Below are 22,776 nucleotides of genomic sequence, written 5' to 3'. Positions count from 1 at the left end.
AGATGAGCAGTCGGACGACTGCCACCCAGACTCGCTATCCAGTTTTCAAGGTCCAAGTTCTCCTGTGTCACCCGCCGCATTCACGTCCGGACCACCACAGAGATTGGTCGCTCATCAACCCCTAAACCCTCTGCACCCGAATCCCCGGCCTCTGCGTGAAACCCCGTTTCCGTCATTCCCATTCGTGGGCGGTACTTCGGGGCCGCTTCCGGTTTGGTGCGGTCGGCGTTGCAGGGAGAACACTACGGAGATTCACCCAGCAGTCAACTTTGAGATTGAGGTTTGAGTGAAAGCGCGCACGCGCACATAGAGCCCAGAAAGCGCAGGTCAGAGGGGGTGGGATCACCGGGCGCACATGGGTGCAATTTGGGCAAATAGGCAGTCACCCAGCAGGCAACTTATTTGCCATTGCTTTACCTACTGAAGGTGCAAATCACCTCAGAATAGGACAGCTTCGTTATCGTTTCGCGACCTGCGGCGGGCGACTCCGTCCGTCGCCCGGCCGCCCCATCCGGAGCTTCACAAGCTCACAAAGAATGCATTCCCATTGATGCATCACTTAGCAATGCAACAACATTATCCCCGCATTATTAATACTGCCTCACATTAAGTGGTGCATCACCATGGGGGTAATATAACGAGAATGAATACATGAGGACCGCAGGGGCGCCTTCCTTCCGTCGTGTACGGGTTTGAAGGCTTCACAAGGGAACAAGCTCTGCGGGGCCTCTTGGCGGTGAGCGCCGCCACCGCGGCCCCTGGCCGGCACATGGGCCAGGGTGGGAGCCCTCGACAGGCTCACAATGTTGCATCAGATGGGGTGCGGTAACAACATCATTGTTCCGTGGGCCACACTTCAGGGTCCTGCTGTCCCGCTTCTCGCCATAGGACACGTACGTAATCTATGAGGCCTTTGGTGTATCCCAGGTGTCACCCTGAATTGATGAGGGCCGAATAGCCCAAACCAGCCGCATTGTCCAGGAACCGAACTGCCCTCACTAGGACGGCTAGCCCGGACTTTGGCGGTTCACGGCGCATTCCCTTCTCCGCCCCCTGAAGCAACATCGGGAGGAATTCGGATGCCGAGATTTTCGTCGAGATAATGCTCACGCTTCGCCAAGCGCCGTACCATGTTTGCTTTCGAGCAAAGGCAGGGGTGATCACTCCATCGATCCCCGTGATCAGGATCATCGCATCTCGAAACACCGGGACACTAAGCCTAGGCTCCCACGGTACACCCCATCGAGTATCCAGAGCTTGTCGACTGGCATTCCATTGCAGGAGGCCATCAAAAAGGGCAACTAGAGTAGAAGCAGGCCGGTGATTGGGCCTGTTGTACTCAAGTCCGTCCTGTCCTGAATGCGGATGAATAGAGCGGCTGTGGAATTCCATGTGCGGGTGTACCAAATCTGTTACGCGGCGAAAATCGCTTCCCGTGCCAAAGTCATTTCTGCTCTCCGTCGGTGCTACGACGTACGCTTGCGGCTTGGCCAAGAACCTGACACCCATGTCTCCGATTCGCAGGGGGCGGTTCACATTGCTATTCAGATGCCCAAAATATCCCGAAGGGAATAGGGGGGCATCCGGCCCTTGCGCTATCAAAGCTCGGTTTGCTCGGCTGAGAAGAAGTGCTTGCTCTTCCTCCGGCAACGCTAGAAATTTTTCACGGAGACTTTCAGGTTGGGCCGAAGCCTGATTCCTCTGAGCTGCCTCCAGAAGTCCGCACATGCGAGAGTCGAAAGCATCCCAGTCGGCCGCAGGCCGAGCAGTGACGGGGCGCTTGTCCATCTCTGCGAGCGTGAATGCCAAGGCGCTAGCAGCGCCGTAGCTCATGGAATCGCCAACTAGCAACCTCCGAACCGTGGCTGCACTCATGCGGTCGCCGCGTTCGCTAACCCTGGCGGAAATGACGGCCAACGACGGCATTCCTGCCTTCTGGCGCAGATCAGCAAGCCACTCCAGCCACGTCCTCAGGGGCCCAGGTGGGATCGAGTCGGGGATCTCTACCGCTCTGCTGGCTGACCCTGGCACTGCGCCCCTCCCCTGTCGTGGCGCCGAGAGGCGGTTCACCACGATTCACCACGGTTCTTTGCAGCTCACAGCGTACCGCCGTGGAACATCACGGCATGGGGCCTTGGACACTCAACTCACCAGCTCAGACGGAGAGGTGAGGAACATGCAGTTCAACGGGGAGTGGTGGAGGACCGTACGGTTCGCGATCAAGGAGGAAGGCCGCACGGGGCGCCTGGTGCTCGTCCTGGTCGTCGCCGGCATCATCGTGGGAACCCTGATCATGCTCGGCCACGGGTTCACGGTGTCGGTCGGCTGAGGAGACAGCCGCGGGCTCGCCGGCACCGAGCAAGGGGCTGCTCGACGGACGCAAAGAGGCCCCCAGCGTTCATCGCTGGGGGCCTCTCGTGTAGATGCGTCGCTTTGGCTCAGCCCTCCGAGGCGGCAAAGGCGGTGAACAGCGCCCAGGAGGAATGGCTAGCCTCGATCACGCCCATGGCGTGGTCCTTGGTGTCCCGGACCATGACGGCCGGAGTGTTCGTCGAGCACTCCACACAGTCATTCGTCGCGCCACTACTGAAGCTGCTCTTGTGCCAGTTCGGAACCGTGGGCATGCGAACCTCCAGTGATCGACCGGCCTGCGTCGGCAGTCCTCCCCACGAGTCGCGCCGACCAAACGACGGTGGCCCCCTCCGAAAGAAGGGGGCCCGAGCTGCTGGGAGACAGCCGTCAGACCTGCTGTTGTCCAGCAAACGCCGTGAACGCTGCCCAAGCGGCGGGAGCAGCGCTGATGCTCGGGATCGATCGGTCCTTGGTGTCCCGGATCTGAACAGCCTCGAACGAGTCGTCGTTGACCTCGACGCAGTTGTTGTCGCCGGAACCGCTGTAGCTGCTGGTACGCCAGCCCCGCTTGCTGTCGGTGCTCACTCGCTGTACTCCTTCATAACCTGGGAGATCAGACTCGCCGAGTCGGCCTCGTCCAGTGCTCTGGAACGGAGTCGATCATAGAGGGCCTGGTACCTCGACACATCATCCTTGCTTTCCAGCAGCGTCCCAGATTGCATGCCCTCGGTGTAAGCCACGGAGTGGCCCGAAGGCATTTGCAGCACCGAGAGCGACCCGGTCAACGCGGCGCCGTCAGCCTTGGCGAAGGGCAGCACCGCGACGGAGACACGCTCCCGTTGCCCCATCTGAAGTAGGTGTGCCAACTGCTCGCGCATCACCTCAGCGCTGCCGATGCAGGCCCGTAGTGCGCTCTCGCTGACGATGACCTGCACCCAAGGAGGAGCTGCGCGATCGAAGATGGCAGATTGCCGAGCGATCCGAACGCTGACACGATCCTCGTCGACAGTGCCGTCGTAGATCTGCGCCGCCTCTACGAGGCTGGTGGCGTAGGCCCGAGTTTGCAGCAGGCCAGGGATCAGGTGTGAAAACTCCTGAATCCTGTCGGCTTCCATCTGCTTGGCAAGGAACATTGCAGCCCACTCGGCGAAGGTCTTGTGGTCGACGAACGGCAGCAGCTCGGTTAGCTGCTGGCCAAGGTCCAGGGCGTCCTGGAGCAGCGTGGCCAGGCCGTAGTTGGGTGGCTTGGTGCCTCCTTCGACCTGCGCGATTCGACCTTGGGAGACGCGTACGGCGCGCCCTAACGCTGCCTGGGTCAATCCCCTCTGCTTCCTTGCCTCTCGCACACGTGAGCCCATCAGGTAGGCGAGTCCCTTGGCGGGGTCAAGAGCCTTGGTCACCGAACACCCCCAGTTTTATTACCTGGTTGAGGATTATTACTGCTGCACCTAGTGATCGTACGGCTACAGGGGCACTGTGGAAGTCGAGACAGCAGATCAACTCCCCCAAAGGCCAGGCGACTTCATGATCACCGCAGCGGCTCCGATAGCGAGCCTCATGTTCCAGGCTCAAGTGACCGTTCGGTTGCCTGACGCTTCGGTCAGGGTGATCGACGCCCTGCACACATCCGAGTTGGAGCTGATGGCTCGGTGGTTGCCGGCGAGAGTGGCTCGGCTGGCCAAGGTCTTGGAACCCGATCCCGATGTGCGCTGGTTGCGGGGCAGCCGGGCCATGCTCCACGAGATTGAGGCGGAGTACCCAACTGCGGCAGACCAACTGCGCCATTGGTGCCAGGAGCCAGGGCGGTATGAGGCCGCCTTCCGTGCCCTTGGCGCCGGGGTCCCGGTCAACGTACTTGCAGAGGACCCAACGGGCCGGTACAGCCTCTGGGCCGTGCCCGTACCTGCACCAAAGCCCTGGGTCCCCTTCCGGTGGCCTCGCGACGGCATCGGCCTGGAGAAGGACGGAAGCCTCTATGACGAGTGAGCAGGAGAAGGCGGCGGCCAGCGAGGCCATGGAGGTGTGCATGCGCCTCAAACACGCTCTGTCTGCGCTCGGCATGGTCCTGGGCTCCCTGAGCGTGGTTCGGACCCGCGACTCCGTCAGGCCGCCACGTATCGACCTTGGTCAGGTGCCGCTCAGCTACGCCGTGCTCCTCACGGAGTCCCTGGAGGCCTACGCGAGCGGAAAGGCTGCTGAGGAGGAAGTCAAGGTGACCGACTGATGTACGCCCAAGAGGAAATCGTCGTGGACTTCGCCCGAGGCCTGCTTGGGGAGGTCACGGCCGTAGTCGGCACGGAACTCAGCCTTGAGGGGCCGGAAGGCGCGACGTGGACGCAGGAAAGGACCGAATGCCGACCGGCTACCGACGACGAGAAGGGCGACTTCCTGAGGGCTCGAAGGCACGGAACAACCGTCGTCGGGGAGACCGGATCAGCCAAGCGAATCTCTTCCTGTCCGTCCTCGCAGTCGCAGCTCTCACCGCGGCCTTCTGGTTCATGGGAAGGCCGTGAGACTCCGCCTTAGGTTCCGCCTGACCCTGACAGCGAATGAACGGATGGGCCTCGTCCTTCTCGCTGTCGGACTGATCGGACCCACAGTCGCTTGGGCTCTGATCCTCGCCCTTTAGCTCCTGCCTCCTCCTCGATGACTCCCCTGTGTCTCTTGGAGGAGGCAGGGTTCCACCCTCGTTGCCGGCGACGGCGACACGACTCCCCCTGGACCCCCGCGCTGCTATCTGCTCTCCACCGCAGAGCGCGGATGGACCGCTCATGATCCCGGCCCTACTGCCGGAGAGGCGGTTCCAGCGGTGGGCACTGCGGCGTCCTCCGTCTTGCAGTGCCCGCCGTAAGGCACCAACACGGCCCCTGCTCAGTCGGGGTTCGGACGCAAGATCCCGCACCATCCATCGAGAGAAAGGCAAGATCATGTCGGACGACCTGTTCACGCTGTACCTCGACCCGGAGGAAGACGACGGCAAGCCCGGCAACCCTCCGACTGGCGACGGCGACGACGGACGCCAGTACTGAGTACGTAACTGATCATGGGCCCTGCCTGGCAGACTGAGGCAGGGCTTCGAGAGACGATCGAACGGCCCCCGGCTGCCTCCCCTCGGTGTCGGGGGCCGTGTCATGGCAGGAAGGGCAACATGGCTCAGGACATCTTCGGTACGGGACGCGTCACGGTCTTCTCGCTGATCCACACATGGCCAGACCTACGCGCGGCTGTGGCCTACGCCACTACGGGACACTTCGGAGACACCGCAGTCCTCGGCGTGATTCCTGTCCCGAACAACGTCCACGAGCCCGGAGACCTGTTCGCCATCGCCGGCAAGCACGAGCCGACGAAGCTCTACGGCCAGCCCCACAACCACGCCACGGCGGCCTGGCTTGCCTGCACTGGCTTCTCCTCTCGGCTCACCCCCAAGCCCAACACCATCGATCTCGACAACGTCTCCTGGCGCCTGGACATGGTCACCAAGCGGACGATGGACAAGAACCTCTACGGTCATGAGCATGTGGCGGCTGGCCGCCTCACCTTCGGAGAAGGGTCGGGGGATGGCTTCGTAGTGGACGAGGCTCTGATGACTCGGGCCCAAGACGTCCTGCTGTCCCCGGCAGCGGCTACTACCGCGCGGCAGCTCGCCAACGTCTCCAGCAGCCAGGAGTAGACATGGCTACGGCCCCTCGAAACACCTGTCTGAAGATCGCCGAGACGCTTCGATCTCAGATCCAGGCAGGCCACACAGAGATACCGTCCGAAGCTGCGCTCATGACGGAGCACTCCGTCTCCCGAGGTGTGGTCCGCCGTGCTCTGAAGATCCTCAGCTCCGAAGGCCTCATTCGTGCCCGCCAAGGGTTCGGCTGGTACGTCCGTGTGCCCGGAGAACCTGAGCCACCTTCGCTGAAGGAGCAACTGCTAGACCGCCTCGGAGACGGCAGCTTCGCCGTCGGAGACCCGTTCCTCTCTGAGGCAGCCGTCTGCACCGAGTACGACACCAACCGCGCCGTGGCCCGGCGCGTCCTCGCGGAGATGGCTGGAGCCGGGCTGATCGAAGCAATGCCAGGAAAGGGCCGCTTCGTGCGAGCGCTGCCCTCTGCTGAAAGCCGTCACTGACGCGCTCAGATTCAGGTCGCCTGTAGGCTGATCGTTGAGACCCCCACCGGTGCCCCTGGTGGGGGTCTCGTCGTCTCTGGGTGCCGGGGCCTGGGCTACATGACGATGTTTTGTACGGGGCGCCCGTTCCGTACCAACAGGAACAGGGGCCGATGGATCAACGGGTCATACTCCTCAACCCCGCCGCTCGGGACATAGGGCCTCCCCGGCTGCGGCAGGGACAGCCCCTCAGACGGGTAGTCCCATACCCAGCGCGGGTGATCTGAGCGAACCCAGAGTCCGCCGTTGGCCCCCATCACCACATCCCCCGGCAGCCATACCGGCGAGGGCTCGTCGGTCCTGCTCAACTCGTTCATGGGTTCCATCCTGCATCCTGTCTCTGACAGCGTCCTCGAAGTGCGGCAGCTAGGCGGCTATCGCCTCTCGGTGCCTGTAGTACGTCGCGGGAGAGACCCCCAAGGTCTTGCAGACCTTCTCCACCGTCGGCGTCTCCCCCTGTGCCTCAAGCGCCTGCCGCGCACGCTGGACAGCCTCTCGGGTGAGAGTCGTCGCAGTCTTGCGGGAAGATCCTTTGAGCCCCTTCTCCAGCTCTCCGGCCAGCTCCTCAGCCTCATCGACCAGGCTCTCAGCTATGTCCCGGGCTTCCTCCAGCTCGCCCACCACGGTTGAGGCTCGCGAGACGAGAGTGAGGGTCTGAGCCGCGAGAGAGGCAGTCAGCTCCTCCGAGAGATAGTCGATCACTCCCCGAAGCTCCTGCATCTGCTGAGAGGTCGTCTTGGCGGCTGTAGGGGTCTCTGCCATGTGCACCAGGTGCGCGATAGTGAGAGGCGGCACGCAGGAGACAGCCACCACCAGCAGGGCAGAGCTGCCCACGTAGTCCTGTGCGATCAAGTGAGAGATCGACTGGGCCGACATGGCCAGCATCAGGGCCATGAGGGACCCTGCCAGGGCCGTCACCTGGCCGGGCAGTTCCATCCGGCGGCGGTAGGTCGCGATGGCTCCCGCTGCGAGGGCGTACACCGAGAGGCACACGGGCATGGCAGGCGCGTAGCGGTCTGACCATCCGGCCGTCTGCGCAAGGGCGATCTCTCCCGGGATCGAGAGGTACAGGGCGGCGACGCACGCCGCCGGCAATGCCACGTAGAGGATGCCTCGGATGTACCAGGGCGTTGCAGTCATGGGTATGAGTCCTCAGTCGTCCGTGAGAGAGATCAAGCGTCTTCGCGGCAGTCGCGGCACAGGCCACCGGAGTGCCCTGCGGGATAGGGCCGGTCACACTCCGGGCACTGCTCCCTCACGGGCGCAGGAGAGGGCGCCAGCCGGAGAGAACTGGCTTTCTCAGGCTGGTGGTTCTGGAGTCGGTAGGAGACCAGGGCTGCCGCCGACTCCACGGACCGAGGAAGGGCACGCGTGAGGGCCGTGGTCACGTCGGCCTCGGTGAGGCCGTCTTCGAACCACCGGGCCGCCAGCGGCGCCAGCCGCACGCTTTCGCGCACGGACAGGGCCAGGGAAGGGCGCTCATTCCCCAGACGCCCCAGGCAAGCCGTAGCCCGGACAGTCACCGAGTCGGTGGCCGTTGCGGTCTTCTCCTCCTCGGGAAACTCCCCCTCCTCCTTCTCTGCCAGGCCCTCACGGGCCTCGGCCTCGATGACGGACGGCTGGGGGAGGTCATTCCCCTTCGGGTCTTTCTCCTTGGGATATCCGCCGACAGTCCGAGGGGTCGGATCACCGACCGTCGGAGACGTGTCACTCGGGTTGTCAGTGACGGAGGTGAGGGTCACCCACCGCCCCGTCTCCGGGTCCTGGACACGAGCGCGGGTCACGTAGCCCAAGGAGACAAGCTCACGCATGGCGCGGCCGACCGCAGTACGGCCGTTGGGCACCGATGAAGTGATCCGTTCCACCGTCGCACCGTTGGTGTCCGGCAGGGAAAGAAGGTGCGTGAGGAGGCCTACCGCCTCCAAGCTGAGGCGCGAATGCCGCGCTATCTCGTTCGGGATCTGTACGTAGGCACGGGTGTGCCGACTACGCTGGACGAGCACGTAGAGCCCCAATCTCTATGTGTGGGTGCCCGCCGGTTGCAGCCGGGCGGGCAGGCCCCCAGAGGCGCCGGGTTGCAGCCCGGCGGATCCCTCTGGGGGTTAGTTGCGTGCTGGGGACGCTACCTGGCGATCACCCAGCAGGCAACTAACTAGGCACGTCAGCGCCGTTCGACAACGATGCAAGGAGGTCGTTGTAGCGTTCCGCATCAGGCAAGGGAGCCTGTGACAACCAGTGTTCGAGCCAGTCACTTAGAGACATAGACGCAGATCAACCCCTGTCTGAGACTTGGTGCGTTCAGCAGTCCTACTCCCAGGAGAACGCCACCGCGTCCAGCTCCCCGCGCGCCACGGCCAGGTACTCCAGGCCCGCCGAGCCGCACGCGCGCGCCTCCACGCCCTCGACGCGCAGCCCGAGCAGCGCGCGCTTCTGGTCGTCGGTCGTGTAGTCCGGGTGGGACATGGCGATCCGCAGCGGCGCCCCGGCGGCGGGCGCCCCCGCCCGCATCCGCTCCCCGTCCAGCCAGGCGCCGCCCCCGCGCACCGCCGTCGCCATCAGCCCCAGGGCCGGGGCGAAGGTCCAGGAGGCGAGCAGCTCGCCCCGGTGCGCCAGGGCGACCAGCGTCGCGAACCCGGGGTCGCCGTGGACGAACTGGCGGGTGCCGTCGACCGGGTCCACGATCCACACGGGCGCGTCGCCCTCCAGCGCCCCGTACACCCCGGGGTCGGCGTGGACGGCCTCCTCGCCCACCACCACGGAGCCCGGCAGCAGCGCGGTCAGCGAGGCGGTCAGGTGCTCCTCGGCGGCCCGGTCGGCGACTGTCACCAGGTCGTGCGGCCCGTTCTTCTCGACGACGTCGTCCGCGGCGAGCCGGCGGAAGCGCGGCACGATCTCGGCGGCGGCCGCCTCGCGGACCGCCCCCTCGACGTCGGACAGGCCGCCGGCCAGGAGTTCTTCGAGCGTGCGTCCGGAAGAGATCATGCCTCCAGACAACCACACCGCTCTGACAGGCGGCCCCCCGCTCAGCGCCCCACCGCGTAACCCTGCATTCCGCGCGGGTTCGCCGCCGCGCTGAGCAGCCCGGTGCGCGGGTCGCGGGCGACGGCGCACAGCCGCCCCTCGGACCAGTCCCCGCCGACGGTGACGTCGTGGCCCCTGCGGCGCAGTCCGTCGACCACCTCCGGGGCCGTGCGCCCCTCGACGGTGACGCTGCCCGGGCGGGTGCCGCGCGGGTGGAAGGAGCTGGGGAAGGCGTCGTTGTGCCAGTTCGGGGCGTCGATGGCGCCCTGGAGGCCGAGGCCGCCGTAGGCGACGGACAGGAAGAAGTGCAGCTGCCACTGGTCCTGCTGGTCACCGCCGGGCGTGCCGAACGCCATCACCGGCACCCCGTCGCGCAGCGCGAGGCTCGGCGACAGCGTGGTGCGCGGACGGCGGCCCGGGGTGAGGGAGTTGGGCAGACCGGGTTCGAGCCAGGTCATCTGCAGCCGGGTGCCGAGCGGGAAGCCGAGCTCGGGGACGACCGGGTTGGACTGCAGCCAGCCGCCGCTGGGCGTGGCGGAGACGAGGTTGCCCCAGCGGTCGGCGACGTCGAGGTGGCAGGTGTCCCCGCGAGTGAGGCCGTCGGCGCCGACGGACGGTTCGCCCCCGCGGCTCCCCCCGACCGTCGGCTCCCCGCTCCCGGGAGCGCCGCCCTCGGCACGTTCCCCCGCGCGCGCGGGCAGCACCGGGGCGCGCCCGCCGGGGCTGCCGGGGCGCAGCTCACAGGAGGCCTTCTCGCCCACGAGCGCGCGCCGGGCGGCGTTGTACGGCTCCGAGAGCAGCGCGGCGAGGGGCACCTCGGCGGCGTCGCCGTACCAGGCCTCCCGGTCGGCCATGGCGAGCTTGCAGTTCTCGACCAGCAGGTGGACGTAGTCGGCGGAGCCGTAGGGCGGCAGTTCGTCCGGCAGCAGGGCGAGTTGCTGGAGGAGCGCGGGCCCCTGGCTCCAGCCGCCCGCCTTGCACACGGTCCAGCCGCGCCAGTCGTAGGTCAGCGGCGCCTCGTAGCCGGCCCGGTAGCGGGCGAGGTCGGCGGCGGCCAGAGTGCCGGTGTGCCGGGCGCCGCTGGTGTCGAGGGTGGGCCGGGCGGCCTGGCGGACCAGCGCCTCGGCGACGAAGCCCTCGCGCCACACCGCGCGCGCGTTGTCGATCTCCCGCTCCCGGTCGGGGTGCGCGGCCTCGGCGAGCAGCCGCCGCCAGGTGCGCGCGAGCGCGGGGTTGCGCAGCAGTGCGCCGGGGGACGGCGAGCGCCCCTGGGGCAGGTAGACCTCGGCGGAGGAGGTCCACTCGGTCTCGAACAGCTCCCGTACGGTCTCCACGGTCTCGCCCACGCGCGCGACGGGCGCGTGGCCGTGCTCGGCGTACTCGACGGCGTAGCGCAGCAGCCGGGGCAGCGGTCGGGTGCCGTGGTCGCGGAGGAGCAGCATCCAGGCGTCGAAGGCCCCGGGCACGGCCGCGGCGAGCGGTCCGGTGCCGGGGACGAGGTCGAGGCCGAGGGAGCGGTAGTGGTCGGGGGTGGCGCCGTCGGGGGCGGGGCCCTGTCCGCAGAGCACGCGGACGTCACCGCGCGCGGTGGCGAACAGCACGGGCACCTCTCCGGCGGGTCCGTTGAGGTGCGGTTCGACGACGTGCAGGACGAAGCCCGCGGCGACGGCGGCGTCGAAGGCGTTGCCGCCGTCCTCCAGGACGGCCATCGCGGTCTGGGAGGCGAGCCAGTGGGTGGAGGACACCATGCCGAAGGTGCCCGTGAGGGTGGGGCGGGTGGTGAACTCGGAGGGACGGTCGGCCGGCACGAACGCGTGATCACCCATACGGGCGAGCCTACAAGCGGCCCGCAACCCCGCCCGGGTCCGCCGGGCGCCGCCCGCTGTCAGCCCCGGGGAGTACGATTTGCCCTGTTCACCCCAGGTGCACGGCGTCCCTCCCACCGGCCGGTCACGCCGCACCACGGCCAGTGTGGAGGAGACAGGTGCACGGCGAGTACAAGGTTCCCGGCGGCAAGCTCGTGGTCGTCGACCTGGACGTGCGCGACGGCGTCCTGCGCGACGTGCGCGTGGCGGGCGACTTCTTCCTGGAGCCGGACGACGCGCTCCCGGCCATCGACGCCGCCCTGGAGGGCGCGTCCGCCGACACGGACGCCTCGGGCCTGGCCGCGCGCATCGACGCCGCGCTGCCGCCGGGCACCCAGATGTTCGGCCTCACCTCCGAGGGCGTCGGCGTCGCGGTGCGCCGCGCGCTGGCGCACGCCACGGACTGGACGGACTACGACTGGCAGCTGATCCACGACGTGCCGCAGGAGCCGCGCCTGCACATGGCGCTCGACGAGGTGATCACGGCCGAGGTCGCGGCGGGCCGGCGCCCGCCGACGCTGCGGGTGTGGGAGTGGGGCGCCCCGGCCGTGGTGATCGGCAGCTTCCAGTCGCTGCGCAACGAGGTGGACGCGGAGGCCGCCGAGCGGCACGGCATCGAGGTGGTCCGCCGGATCAGCGGCGGCGGCGCGATGTTCATCGAGCCGGGCAACACGATCACGTACTCGCTGTCCGTGCCCGACGCACTGGTGCAGGGACTGTCCTTCGCGGACTCCTACGCCTACCTCGACGACTGGGTGCTCGGCGCGCTCGGCGACATGGGCGTCAAGGCCTGGTACCAGCCGCTCAACGACATCGCCACCGACGCGGGCAAGATCGCCGGGGCGGCGCAGAAGCGCGTGGTGACGTCGCACGGCGCGGTGCTGCACCACGTGACGATGGCGTACGACATCGACGCCGACAAGATGACCGAGGTGCTGCGCATCGGCCGCGAGAAGCTCTCCGACAAGGGCACCAAGAGCGCCAAGAAGCGCGTCGACCCGCTGCGCCGGCAGACCGGCCTGGCGCGCGAGGCGGTCATCGAGCGCATGATCGCCTCCTTCCGCGGCCGCTACGGCCTGACGGAGGGGGCGGTGACCCCGGAGGAGATGGCGCGGGCGGAGGAGCTGGTGCGCACGAAGTTCGGTACGCCGGAGTGGATCGCGCGCGTGCCGTAGCGGAGGCCCTACGGGTGCGCTACGCCGTGGCGGCGCGGTGGCGCTCGGCAGGTGCGGTACGCCGTGGCGGCGCGGTGACACTCGGCAGGTGCGGTACGCCGTGGCGGCGCGGTGGCCCGCCCGCGGCACGGGGTCGTGCGTCACGCACGCGCCCGCGCGCCCTCGGGCCAGTGCTCGAACCACCTCCGGTCGTCCTCCAGTTGGGCCGCCAGCGAGATCAGCCGCTCCTCGCTGCCGGCCGGGCCGAGCAGCTGCGCGCCGACCGGCAGGCCCTCGCGGGTGAAGCCCGCGGGGACGTTCACGCCGGGCCAGCCCAGCACGTTCCACGGCCAGGCGTAGGGGCACGCGGACGCGATCGCCAGGTCGGTGCGCCAGCCCGGCATCCCGTCGAAGGCGCCGATACGGGGCGGCGGGAGCGCGGTGGTCGGGGCGAGCACGACGTCGTACGACGCGAAGAGCGCGCCGATCCTGCGGTGCTGGTGCGCCTCGCGGGCCCGGGCCGCGCGCAGCACCCGGCCGCCGAGGCGATGGCCGGTGCGGGTGGCGCCGCGGGTGCGCGGGTCGAGCAGGGCGGGGTCGGGGTGGCGGTCGGCGTAGGCGGCGATCCCGGACGTGGCGCGCGGCAGGAAGCCGAGCCCGATCAGGCCGTAGCGGGGGCGGGCCTCCGCCACCCGGTGGCCCAGCCGCGCGAGCGCCTGGGCGATGTCCTCGACGGCCGAACGGACCTGTGGGTCCAGGGGGTTGGGCGTGGCGGTGAACGGCGCCCGCCAGGCGAGCGCGACGCGCAGCCGGCCCGGGTCGCGCCCGGCCGCGCCCACCGCGTCGATCCGGCCCGCCGGGCGGTGGCGCTCGCGCGGGTGGGAGCCGGTCGCCGCGTCGAGGAGCAGGGCGGCGTCCCGTACCGTGCGGGCGAGCGGCCCGTTGACGGTCAGGCCCTGGAAGCAGTCGTCGTAGGGGTGCACGGAGATGCGGCCGCGCTGCGGCTTGATCCCCACCAGGTGCGTCCAGGCGGCCGGTATCCGGATCGAGCCCGCCCCGTCCGAGCCGAGCGCGGCCGGCACCATGCCCGCCGCGACGGCGGCGGCCGAGCCTCCGGAGGAACCGCCGGGGGTGTGGTCGAGGTCCCAGGGGTTGCGGGTGGCCCCGAAGGCGGGGCCCTCGGTGAACGGCCACTGGCCCAGTTCGCAGCTGTTGGTCTTGCCGACCACCACGGCGCCGGCGGCCTTCAGCCTGCGTACCACTTCACCGTCCACGGTGACCGGTGACATGTCACCGGCGCAGCCGAACAGGGTGGGCAGCCCCGCCACGTCCGTGTCGTCCTTCACCGCGACGGGCACGCCGAGCAGCGGCAGCCGCTCGCCCGCCGCGAGCCTGCGGTCGGCCTCCGCCGCCTCGTGCAGCGCCTCCTCGGCGCGTACGCAACGGAAGGCGTTCACCGTGCGCCGCCCGGCCTCGATGCGGTCCAGCGCCTCCTGGACCACCTCGACGGACGAGACCCCGCCCTCCGCCAACTCCCGTGCCTGATCGGCCAGTCCGGTGCACCCACCGGCCGTGCCTGCCGTTCGCGTGTGGACCGCGTCGCTGGACACCGTGCCCCCGCCTCCCTGTCGCGCGTGCGCTCCCCACGACACTACTCACGGGTAGGTACGGTGTCAGTACTCGCGGGTAGCCGTCGTGCTCCTGGTGCGCCACGACAGCCCCGCGTACAGCACCAGCGAGGCGGCGAGGCCCACCGCCCAGCCGTAGTCGGCCAGCGGCTTCAGGAACGGCACCAGACCGTCGCGCGGGAACGGCCCCTTGCCCGGCTCCGAGTGCGAACCGCCCACGGCGAGCACCCCTCCCGCCACGAACGCCACGACCGCGCGCGGGTTCCAGCCGCCCGCGTACCAGTAGCGCCCGCCCGGCCGGTACAGGTCGGGCAGGTCCAGGACGGTGCGCCGCAGCACCCAGTAGTCGGCGATCAGGATGCCCGCGACCGTACCGAGCAGCCCGCCGACCAGGCCGAGCCAGGTGAAGATGTACAGCTCGGGGGTCGCGGTGAGCTTCCACGGCATGATCAGCACCCCGACCACGCCCGTGATCAGCGCCCCGGTACGGAAGTTGACGAACCGCGGGGCCAGGTTGGCCAGGTCGTACGCCGGGGAGACCACGTTCGCCGCGATGTTCACCGAGACCGTCGCGACCAGCACGGTCACCAGCGCGAACAGCAGGCCGAAGACGTTGTCGGTCTTCGCGGCCAGCTCCACCGGGTCCCAGACCGCCGCCCCGTACACCGCCTGCGAACCGGAGGTCACGAACACCGAGAGCAGCGCGAACAGGGTCATCGTGGTGGGCAACCCCAGCACCTGGCCCAGGACTTGGGACCTCTGACCGGCCCCGAACCGCGTGAAATCGGGGATGTTCAGCGAGAGGGTGGCCCAGAAGGCGATCATGCCCATCAGGGAGGGGAAGAAGACCGGCCAGAAGTCCGCGCCCCAGCCCAGCCGGGAGGGCTGGTCGAGCAGCGGGCCCAGGCCGCCCGCCTTCGCCGCGATCCAGCCGAGCAGCACCAGCGCGCCGACGATGACGAACGGCGCCGCCCAGTTCTCGAACCGCCGCAGCGCCTCCATCCCCCGGTAGATGATGGCCAGTTCGAGGATCCAGAAGAGCCCGAAGCACAGCCAGAGCGTCCACGGCTGTCCGGCGACCCGCGAGGCCTCCGCCCAGCCCCCGAAGACCTTGCCGAGCAGCACGAAGATGCCCTGCCCGCCGATCCAGGTCTGGATCCCGAACCAGGCGCACGCCACCCCGGCCCGGATCAGCGCGGGCAGGTTCGCCCCGCGCAGCCCGAACGAGGCGCGCGCCAGGACGGGGAAGGGGATGCCGTACTTGGGGCCCGCGTGCCCGGTCAGCAGCATCGGCGCGAGGACGATCAGGTTGGCCAGGGCGATGGTGAACACCGCCTGCTTCCAGTCCATCCCGAGCGCCACCAGCCCCGAAGCCAGCAGCCAGGAGGGGATGTTGTGCGCCATGCCGACCCAAAGAGCCGCGAAATTGTAGGTACTCCAGGTGCGGCGCGCTATGGGGACGGGCAGCAGGTCGTCGTTGACGAACCTGCTCTCCCGCAGCACCTGGCCGGGGGCGAGTTCGACGCGGCCGGCCGTGGTGCCTTCGTGGGGGCCGGTCGGGACGGTTGCGGTCACGGTGGTCGGCCTCTCGATCGGATCGGGCGGATCGGTCGGATCGCTCGGTTCAACTGCCCTGTGCTGCATGCGCGTACAGGTGCTGCTTGCGCGTACAGGTGCTGCATGCGCGTACAGACGCGCACAGAACTGCCGGCGCGTACGGTACGTGCTATCCGGCGAGGGCCGGGATCACCGACGTCCCGTACGCGTCGATGGTCGCCTCCCGCGCGTCGTGCATCGCGTACACCGCGAACTGGTCCACGCCGAGGTCCCGCAGCCGCTGGAGCTTCTCGACGTGCGCGGACGCCGGACCGAGCAGGCAGAAGCGGTCCACGATCTCGTCCGGCACGAAGTCCGTCGACGGGTTCCCCGCCCGCCCGTGGTGGCTGTAGTCGTACCCCTGGCGCTGCTTGATGTACGCGGTGAGGGCCTCGGGCACCAGGTCGGAGTGCTCGCCGTAGCGCTCGACGAGGTCGGCGACGTGGTTGCCGACCATGCCTCCGAACCAGCGGCACTGCTCGCGGGCGTGCGCCAGGTCGTCGCCGACGTAGGCGGGGGCGGCCACGCAGATGGTGACGGACGCCGGGTCGCGGCCCGCCTCCTCGGCGGCCGAGCGCACGGCCTTGACCATCGACTCGGTCAGGAACGGGTCGGCGAGCTGGAGGATGAAGCCGTCGGCCTTCTGCCCGGCCAGCGCCAGGGCCTTGGGCCCGTACGCGGCCATCCACACCGGCAGCTTCCCGTCCTTGACCCACGGCAACTTCAGCCGCTGGCCGTCGACTTCGGCCTCGCGGCCCTCGGCGAGGTCGCGGATGACGCCCATCGCCTCGCCCAGCCTGGCCAGGGTGTTGGGCCTGCGTCCGGCGACCCGCATCGCGGAGTCGCCGCGTCCGATGCCGCACACGGTGCGGTTGCCGTACATCTCGTTGAGGGTGGCGAAGGTGGAGGCCGTCACCTCCCAGGTGCGGGTGCCCGGGTTGGTGACCATCGGGCCCACGATCAGCTTGCGGGTGTGCTCCAGGACGCGGCTGTAGATGACGAACGGCTCCTGCCACAGCACGGCCGAGTCGAAGGTCCAGCCGTAGCGGAACCCGTTGCGCTCGGCGCGGCGCATGAGTCCCACGACGGCGGAGGCGGGCGGGTCGGTCTGGAGGACGAGTCCGAAGTCCACGTCGTGGCCTCCCGGTTCGGGGTCTGGCTGGTTCGGATGCTGCGGGACCCGGCCCCGGCCCGGACGGGCGGGGCGGGCCTTCGGCCGGGGTGACGGCCGTCAGTTCAGGTACTGGCAGGTGGCGCGCGGGGTGTAGCTGCCGTGTCCGGCGCGCCCGGTGAACTCGCGCTTGTCGATGACGAGTTCGCCGCGCGAGAGGACGCTCTCCACGCGTCCGGTGACGGTGCGGCCCTCGTACGCCGAGTAGTCGACGTTCATGTGGTGGGTCTCGGCGGACATCACCTGCACGGCCGTCGGGTCGTAGATCACGACGTCCGCGTCGGCGCCGGGGGCCAGCGTGCCCTTCTTGGGGTACAGGCCGAACATCCGGGCCGGGGTGGCGCAGGCGATCTCGATCCAGCGGCGGCGCGAGAGGTGGCCGTCGACGACCGCCTGGTGCAGCAGGTCCATCCGGTTCTCCACGCCCGGAAGGCCGTTGGGGATCTTGGAGAAGTCGCCGCGCCCCAGGTCCTTCTGGCCGGTGAAGCAGAACGGGCAGTGGTCGGTGGAGACCACCTGGAGGTCGTTGGTGCGCAGTCCGCGCCACAGGGCCGCCTGGTGCTCCCTGGGCCGCAGCGGTGTGGAGCAGACGTACTTGGCGCCCTCGAAGCCGGGCTCGGCGAGGTTGTCGGTGGACAGGAACAGGTACTGCGGACAGGTCTCGCCGAAGACGGGCAGCCCCTTGTCGCGGGCGGCGGCGAGTTCGGCGACGGCCTCCTCGGCGGAGACGTGCACCACGTACAGCGGGGCGCCGGCGACCCGGGCGAGCTGGATGGCGCGGTGGGTGGCCTCGGCCTCCAGGAGCGCCTTGCGGACCTCGCCGTGGTAGCGGGGGTCCGTCTCGCCACGGGCCAGGGCCTGTTCGACGAGGACGTCGATGGCGATGCCGTTCTCCGCGTGCATCATGATCAGGCCGCCGTTGGCGGCGCCGCGCTGCATGGCGCGCAGGATCTGCCCGTCGTCGCTGTAGAACACCCCGGGGTAGGCCATGAACAGCTTGAACGACGTCACGCCCTCCTCGACCAGGAGGTCCATCTCCTTGAGCGAGGACTCGTTGACGTCGGACAGGATCATGTGGAAGGCGTAGTCGATCGCGCACTGCCCGCCGGCCTTGGCGTACCAGGTGTCCAGGCCCTCGCGCAGGGAGCGCCCCACGCTCTGCACCGCGAAGTCGACGATCGTGGTGGTGCCGCCCCAGGCGGCGGCCCGGGTGCCGGTCTCGAAGGTGTCGGAGGCGAAGGTGCCGCCGAAGGGCAGCTCCATGTGGGTGTGCGCGTCGACGCCGCCCGGGATGACGTAGCGGTCGGTGGCGTCGATGACGCGCTCGGCGGTCCAGGACGCGGCGGCCTGGGAGCCGTGCGCGGCGAGCGCGGCGACGCGGCCGTCCTCGATCAGGACGTCGGCGTGGACCTCGTCGGCGGCGGTGATGACGAGGCCGCCTCGGATCAGGGTGCGGTTGCTCACGGCTCCTGGCCTCCTGAGGGACGAGCGGGAACGCGGGTGGCAGGGGTGGGGGGAACGGGCGGAGGGGTACGGGGACGCCGCCCCGGCTCCGCGGGGGCGGCGCGGCGTCCGGGGCCGGGCCCGGACGCCGCGCGCACGGTGGACTACACGGCCCGCAGGGCCTGTTCGAGGATCGAGGCGCCCTCTTCGGCCTCGGCGACGGTCAGCGACAGCGGCGGCGCGATGCGCAGCACGCTGGTGTCGTGGCCGCCGCCCTTGCCGATCAGCAGCCCGCCCTCGCGGGCGGCCTCGAGGACGGCGGTCGCGGCGTCCGGGTTCGCCTCGTCGGTGCCCGGCACGACCAGCTCGATGCCGATCATCAGGCCCCGGCCGCGCACCTCGCGGACCGCGGGCACGCCCGCGCCGATGGCGCGCAGCCGCTCGATGAGCAGGCCGCCGACCCGGCGGGCGTTGCCCTGGAGGTCGTGCTCCAGGAGGTAGGTGAGGTTGGCCAGGCCCGCGGCCATGGTCACCGGGGAACCGCCGAAGGTGGAGATGGAGTTGGCGTCCAGGCAGTTCATGACCTCGGCGCGGGCCACCACGCCGCCGATGGACATGCCGTTGCCGATGCCCTTGGCGAAGGTCAGCAGGTCCGGCGGGCCGCTGCGGCCGTGCGCCTGCCAGCCCCAGAAGTGGTCGCCGGTGCGTCCCCAGCCGGTCTGCACCTCGTCGGAGATCCACAGGATCCCGCGGCGGTGCAGGACGTCGCGGAACGCGGCGTACAGGCCGTCGGGCGGTGAGGTGAACCCGCCGACGCCCTGGACGGGTTCGGCGATCAGCGCGGCCACGTCGCGGGTGTGCCCGAGCAGGTCCTCCAGGTCCGCCACGCACGCCTCGGTGAACTGGGCGTCGGACAGGTGCGCGTAGGGTCCGCGGCTGCGGACGCCCCCGTGCACGTACAGCGTCTGCAGTGGTGACAGGGAGGTCGGTGACCAGCCGCGGTTGCCGGTGATGGAGACGGTGGAGAAGGACCGGCCGTGGTAGCTGTTGCGCATGGCCAGGATCTGGTTGGAGCCGCGGTGCGCGGTGGCCAGCAGCAGGGCCGCCTCGTTGGCCTCGGTGCCCGAGGTGGTGAAGAACACCCGGGCGTCCGGGATGCCCGACAAGTGGGCGACGCGCTCGGCCAGTTCGACCATCGGGCGGTTGAGGTAGAGCGTGGAGGAGTGGATGATCCGCCCCGCCTGCTCGCTGACCGCCTTGGTGACCTCGGGCAGGGCGTGCGCGGTCATGGTGGTGAGGATGCCGCCGAAGAAGTCCAGGTACCTGGTGCCGTCGGCGCCCCAGACGTACCGGCCCTCGCCGTGGGTGATCTCCAGGGGGCGGCGGTAGTAGAGCGCGAGCCAGTCGGGCAGGACGGCCTTGTGCCGGTCGAACAGGTCGGTCACGGCCGCACCAGCCCTTCGTAGGCGTCCGGGCGCCGGTCGCGGTAGAACGCCCACTGCTGTCGTACGTCCTCGATGAGGCCGAAGTCCAGGTCCCTGACGAGGAGTTCCTCCTCCTTGTCGGAGGCGACCTCGCCGACGAACTGTCCGCGCGGGTCGACGAAGTAGCTCGTGCCGTAGAAGTCGTTGTCCCCGTACTCCTCGCGGCCCACCCGGTTGATCGCGGCGACGAAGTACTCGTTGGCGACGGCCGCGGCCGGCTGCTCCAGCTGCCACAGGTACGCGGAGAGGCCGCGCGAGGTGGCCGAGGGGTTGTAGACCAACTGGGCGCCGTTGAGCCCGAGTTGTCGCCAGCCTTCGGGGAAGTGGCGGTCGTAGCAGATGTAGACGCCGATCTTGCCCACGGCGGTGTCGAAGACCGGCCAGCCGGCGTTCCCGGGCTTGAAGTAGTACTTCTCCCAGAAGCCCTTGACCTGCGGGATGTGGTGCTTGCGGTACATGCCGAGGTAGCTTCCGTCGGCGTCGATCACGGCCGCGGTGTTGTAGTAGAAGCCGGACTGCTCGACCTCGAAGACCGGGACGACGATCACCATGCCGGTCTCCCGGGCGAGCGCCCGCATCCGGGTCACGGTCGGGCCGTCGGGCACCGCCTCCGCCCAGCGGTAGTGCTCGGGTTCCTGCACCTGGCAGAAGTACGGTGCGTTGAACACCTCTTGGAAGCCGATCACCTGCGCGCCCTGCCGGGCCGCCTCGCGGGCGTGCTCCTCGTGCTTGGCGAGCATGGATTCGGTGTCGCCGGTCCAGGTCGCCTGGACGAGTGCGGCGCGTACGACGTGGGACACGAGCTGCTCCTTCGACGGGACGTCAGAGAGCCTCTACGCACGTAGACGCCGTGCGTAGGAGGAGAACGTAAGCCTCGTCACACCTTGGAGCAAGACCGCCGCTGTGAACCGGCGGAGTCGATCACGTTTCGCACCCGTCCGGTCCACAGCGGACAGCTTCCGGCAGCGGTGATCGTTCCGGTACGGGGACGCGCGCCCGGCACCGGAGTTGACCCGAACGGCCCCGCGCGCACCCGCGCCCGCGCGCCCCCACGCGCTCCCGCACGGCACGGCACGGGGCGGAACAGCGCGGGACGGAACGGCGCGGGCCGGTAGGGCCCGGAGCCGTGCGGCTCAGGCCGGGAAGGTCACCGAGATCCCCGTGTGCGGCCGCTTGCCGCCCCGGGCAAGCATCGCCGGCAGGTCCACCACCCAGTACTGCCAGGTGTACTTGCGCGACAGCAGCTTGCGCACCGCCTTCAGCTCCGCGTCGTCCAGCAGCCGCGCCGTGCCCTCCGCGCGCACCGCGCCCTGCGGAACGTCACCTTTGACATTGCACGGTGACACCACGACCCGGGTGTCCCGGCGCAGCCGCTTCACCTTCCAGGAGTCGGTGCGGGTCCACACGAGCAGCTCGTCGCCCTCGGTCGCGTACCAGACCGGCGTGGCGACCGGGGTGCCGTCCTTGCGGAAGGTGGTCAGGCTGACGTAGCGGCCGCGCCGCAGCTCTTCGGGAATCACCCGGCCGACCCTACGCCACGGCGCTCAAAGGGCACTCGGGTTGTCCGCGTGGGTCAGCGTCTCCCAGGCCACGAACAGGTCGTCCGTCCCGGCCGGCCGCTGCTTCGCCGCCAGCTTCTCGGTCTGCGGCAGGTCCATGTGCAGCCGGCCCTTGAGGTGGTTGAGCGCCACCTCCACGTCCGGGCCCATCGTGCGCTCCACCTTGCCGCCGCACAGCCACTTGGGCGCGGCCTCGCCCAGCTGGTAGCGGGCGTGGAACTCCAGGGCCGCCTTCAGGCGTTCGGCCTGCCCCGCGTACAGGTCCACGCCCTGGTGCCAGGCGGTCTCGGCGATGTGCGAGGTCGCCGCAAGCGAGTAGCCGATGTGCATGAAGTTGCGGCAGGTCTCCTGCCCCAGGCCGTCCTCGTAGGTGCGCATCCCGAACCAGTACGTGGCCAGTTCGGCCGGGGTGTCGATCGTGCCGCCCGGCGGCCGCTTGGGCACGGGGCCGTCGGAGCTGAGGTAGAAGTAGGCCGGGACGCGCGCCTCGAAGCGGCGCACCGACTCGTCGAAGAGCTCGTGGTCCTCCAGGAACACCGCCATCCCGATCGCGGCGTCCGTCATCGCCAGCTCCCAGTTGCCGTTGTAGTCCGGCACGTTGGCCGTCACGGCGGGCAGGTAGGCCTTGCGCAGCATCCACTTGAAGCGCTGCACCGCCGGGCCCTGCCACTGCGGGTAGGTGGCGTGCACGATCTCCGCGGCCCGCGCCCAGGAGGAGCCCGACCACGCGGTCTGCAGGTCCGCGTCGTCCCGGGTGTGCTCCTTGATCGTCCCCGACCAGGCGTCCATGATCGCGACGGCCTTCTTGGCGTGCGCCGGATTGCCGGTGATCTGCCACAGCAGCGCCTGGGTGTACGCGGCGATGGCGTCCTGCCGCTCGGCGACGCAGGCGGGGGTGCCCGCGTTGGACGCGCAGGCGACCACCTTGGCGGGCTGCGGGGCGTAGTCCGGCGCGGCGTAGCGGCTGCGGCGCATCGCCTCGTACGCGCCCTTCCACGGCTGCGCGCCCGCGGCGACCTTCTCGCGCACCGTCTTCAGCTGCCGGCCGCCGACCACGACGCCCGGGTGGCGAAAGGTGTCCGGGCCGCTGGGCACGGCCGCCGGGGCGACCCGGGCCTGCCCGCCATCGCCGCCGGAGCCGCCCGACGAGCACGCCCCGACCAGCGCGAGCGGCACCAGCAGCGCCCCGGCCAGCGCGGCCCGCCGCCCCGCGCGCGCCGCCGGGGACGTACGCGTCACCGGTGACGTACGGGAGGCCGGGGACGTACGGAAGGAGCAGGACGTACGAGAGGAGCGGAAGGAGCGGGACGCACGGGAGGACGCCCCGGGAGCGGAGGGCGCCGGGGAC

At 69.4% G+C, this 22,776-nt stretch carries 19 protein-coding genes and 1 pseudogene; 5 read left to right on the top strand and 15 right to left on the bottom strand.

What is annotated here, in order from left to right; genetic code table 11:
- The first annotated feature begins 2,176 nt into the window (after positions 1-2,176).
- The gene (locus ABT160_RS04465) at positions 2,177-2,329 is read left to right on the top strand and encodes a hypothetical protein (protein ID WP_351643398.1); all 153 of its coding nucleotides are present in this window, start codon (positions 2,177-2,179) and stop codon (positions 2,327-2,329) included.
- A 109-nt stretch (positions 2,330-2,438) separates the two neighbouring features.
- On the opposite strand, the gene ABT160_RS04460 is transcribed toward ABT160_RS04465, so the two are convergent.
- From ABT160_RS04460 to ABT160_RS04450, 3 genes are all read right to left on the bottom strand, one after another.
- On the bottom strand, positions 2,439-2,624 hold the full coding sequence (locus ABT160_RS04460) for a DUF397 domain-containing protein (protein ID WP_351643395.1): 186 nt from the start codon (positions 2,622-2,624) through the stop codon (positions 2,439-2,441).
- A gap of 115 nt (positions 2,625-2,739) precedes the next feature.
- Positions 2,740-2,937 carry a DUF397 domain-containing protein gene (locus ABT160_RS04455; protein WP_351643392.1) on the bottom strand — a complete coding sequence of 66 codons (198 nt, stop codon included), beginning with the start codon at positions 2,935-2,937 and terminating at the stop codon, positions 2,740-2,742.
- Positions 2,934-3,710, bottom strand: a complete 777-nt coding sequence (locus ABT160_RS04450) for a helix-turn-helix domain-containing protein (protein WP_351643685.1) — start codon at positions 3,708-3,710, stop codon at positions 2,934-2,936. Before ABT160_RS04450 ends, ABT160_RS04455 begins: the two co-directional genes overlap by 4 nt.
- A gap of 617 nt (positions 3,711-4,327) precedes the next feature.
- Here ABT160_RS04450 and ABT160_RS04445 point away from each other — a divergent pair.
- From ABT160_RS04445 to ABT160_RS04435, 3 genes are all read left to right on the top strand, one after another.
- Positions 4,328-4,576, top strand: coding sequence for a hypothetical protein (locus ABT160_RS04445; protein ID WP_351643390.1), 249 nt, complete (start codon positions 4,328-4,330; stop codon positions 4,574-4,576).
- A gap of 924 nt (positions 4,577-5,500) precedes the next feature.
- A complete protein-coding gene (locus ABT160_RS04440) occupies positions 5,501-6,022 on the top strand; it encodes a hypothetical protein (protein WP_351643388.1) in 522 nt (173 codons plus the stop codon).
- A gap of 2 nt (positions 6,023-6,024) precedes the next feature.
- On the top strand, positions 6,025-6,468 hold the full coding sequence (locus ABT160_RS04435; RefSeq protein ID WP_351643385.1) for a GntR family transcriptional regulator: 444 nt from the start codon (positions 6,025-6,027) through the stop codon (positions 6,466-6,468).
- Between the two features lie 405 nt (positions 6,469-6,873).
- Here ABT160_RS04435 and ABT160_RS04430 read toward each other — a convergent pair whose 3' ends face one another.
- From ABT160_RS04430 to ABT160_RS04415, 4 genes and pseudogenes are all read right to left on the bottom strand, one after another.
- The gene (locus ABT160_RS04430) at positions 6,874-7,647 is read right to left on the bottom strand and encodes a hypothetical protein (RefSeq protein WP_351643383.1); all 774 of its coding nucleotides are present in this window, start codon (positions 7,645-7,647) and stop codon (positions 6,874-6,876) included.
- 32 nt (positions 7,648-7,679) lie between these two features.
- A complete protein-coding gene (locus ABT160_RS04425; protein WP_351643380.1) occupies positions 7,680-8,522 on the bottom strand; it encodes a hypothetical protein in 843 nt (280 codons plus the stop codon).
- Positions 8,523-8,817: 295 nt separating this feature from the next.
- Positions 8,818-9,489: pseudogene (locus tag ABT160_RS04420) on the bottom strand (inositol monophosphatase family protein); the annotation flags it as partial.
- Between the two features lie 41 nt (positions 9,490-9,530).
- Positions 9,531-11,354, bottom strand: a complete 1,824-nt coding sequence (locus tag ABT160_RS04415) for a gamma-glutamyltransferase family protein (protein WP_351643378.1) — start codon at positions 11,352-11,354, stop codon at positions 9,531-9,533.
- Between the two features lie 158 nt (positions 11,355-11,512).
- Between ABT160_RS04415 and lplAB the strand changes: the two genes are divergently transcribed.
- Positions 11,513-12,568, top strand: coding sequence for a lipoate-protein ligase LplAB (lplAB, locus tag ABT160_RS04410; protein ID WP_351643375.1), 1,056 nt, complete (start codon positions 11,513-11,515; stop codon positions 12,566-12,568).
- A 140-nt stretch (positions 12,569-12,708) separates the two neighbouring features.
- Here lplAB and ABT160_RS04405 read toward each other — a convergent pair whose 3' ends face one another.
- The 8 genes from ABT160_RS04405 to ABT160_RS04370 all read right to left on the bottom strand — a co-directional run bounded on the left by ABT160_RS04405 (position 12,709) and on the right by ABT160_RS04370 (position 22,667).
- Positions 12,709-14,157, bottom strand: coding sequence for an amidase (locus ABT160_RS04405; RefSeq protein WP_351643373.1), 1,449 nt, complete (start codon positions 14,155-14,157; stop codon positions 12,709-12,711).
- Between the two features lie 63 nt (positions 14,158-14,220).
- Entirely contained in the window at positions 14,221-15,750 is a 1,530-nt protein-coding gene (locus tag ABT160_RS04400; RefSeq protein WP_351643371.1) for an NCS1 family nucleobase:cation symporter-1, read from the bottom strand.
- Between the two features lie 151 nt (positions 15,751-15,901).
- Complete coding sequence (locus ABT160_RS04395) at positions 15,902-16,903, bottom strand: TIGR03842 family LLM class F420-dependent oxidoreductase (RefSeq protein ID WP_351643369.1); 1,002 nt, start codon at positions 16,901-16,903, stop codon at positions 15,902-15,904.
- A gap of 99 nt (positions 16,904-17,002) precedes the next feature.
- Entirely contained in the window at positions 17,003-18,406 is a 1,404-nt protein-coding gene (gene hydA, locus ABT160_RS04390) for a dihydropyrimidinase (protein WP_351643367.1), read from the bottom strand.
- A gap of 143 nt (positions 18,407-18,549) precedes the next feature.
- Positions 18,550-19,830 carry an aspartate aminotransferase family protein gene (locus ABT160_RS04385; protein ID WP_351643365.1) on the bottom strand — a complete coding sequence of 427 codons (1,281 nt, stop codon included), beginning with the start codon at positions 19,828-19,830 and terminating at the stop codon, positions 18,550-18,552.
- Complete coding sequence (locus tag ABT160_RS04380) at positions 19,827-20,669, bottom strand: nitrilase-related carbon-nitrogen hydrolase (RefSeq protein ID WP_351643362.1); 843 nt, start codon at positions 20,667-20,669, stop codon at positions 19,827-19,829. Before ABT160_RS04380 ends, ABT160_RS04385 begins: the two co-directional genes overlap by 4 nt.
- Before the next feature lie 333 nt (positions 20,670-21,002).
- Complete coding sequence (locus tag ABT160_RS04375; protein ID WP_351643359.1) at positions 21,003-21,389, bottom strand: PPOX class F420-dependent oxidoreductase; 387 nt, start codon at positions 21,387-21,389, stop codon at positions 21,003-21,005.
- A gap of 24 nt (positions 21,390-21,413) precedes the next feature.
- A complete protein-coding gene (locus ABT160_RS04370; protein ID WP_351643356.1) occupies positions 21,414-22,667 on the bottom strand; it encodes an alginate lyase family protein in 1,254 nt (417 codons plus the stop codon).
- Positions 22,668-22,776 lie beyond the last annotated feature (109 nt).

Origin of the sequence: Streptomyces sp. NPDC001941 (genome assembly GCF_040296945.1) — a bacterium.
Classification (GTDB): Bacteria; Actinomycetota; Actinomycetes; order Streptomycetales; family Streptomycetaceae; genus Streptomyces.
This window is presented reverse-complemented; position numbering and strand designations above follow the sequence as displayed.

Coding starts and splice junctions, on each gene's coding strand:
- ABT160_RS04465 (WP_351643398.1), top strand. CDS start 2,177: ATGCAGTTCAACGGGGAGTGGTGGAGGACCGTACGGTTCGCGATCAAG.
- ABT160_RS04460 (WP_351643395.1), bottom strand. CDS start 2,624: ATGCCCACGGTTCCGAACTGGCACAAGAGCAGCTTCAGTAGTGGCGCG.
- ABT160_RS04450 (WP_351643685.1), bottom strand. CDS start 3,710: ATGGGCTCACGTGTGCGAGAGGCAAGGAAGCAGAGGGGATTGACCCAG.
- ABT160_RS04445 (WP_351643390.1), top strand. CDS start 4,328: ATGACGAGTGAGCAGGAGAAGGCGGCGGCCAGCGAGGCCATGGAGGTG.
- ABT160_RS04440 (WP_351643388.1), top strand. CDS start 5,501: ATGGCTCAGGACATCTTCGGTACGGGACGCGTCACGGTCTTCTCGCTG.
- ABT160_RS04435 (WP_351643385.1), top strand. CDS start 6,025: ATGGCTACGGCCCCTCGAAACACCTGTCTGAAGATCGCCGAGACGCTT.
- ABT160_RS04430 (WP_351643383.1), bottom strand. CDS start 7,647: ATGACTGCAACGCCCTGGTACATCCGAGGCATCCTCTACGTGGCATTG.
- ABT160_RS04415 (WP_351643378.1), bottom strand. CDS start 11,354: ATGGGTGATCACGCGTTCGTGCCGGCCGACCGTCCCTCCGAGTTCACC.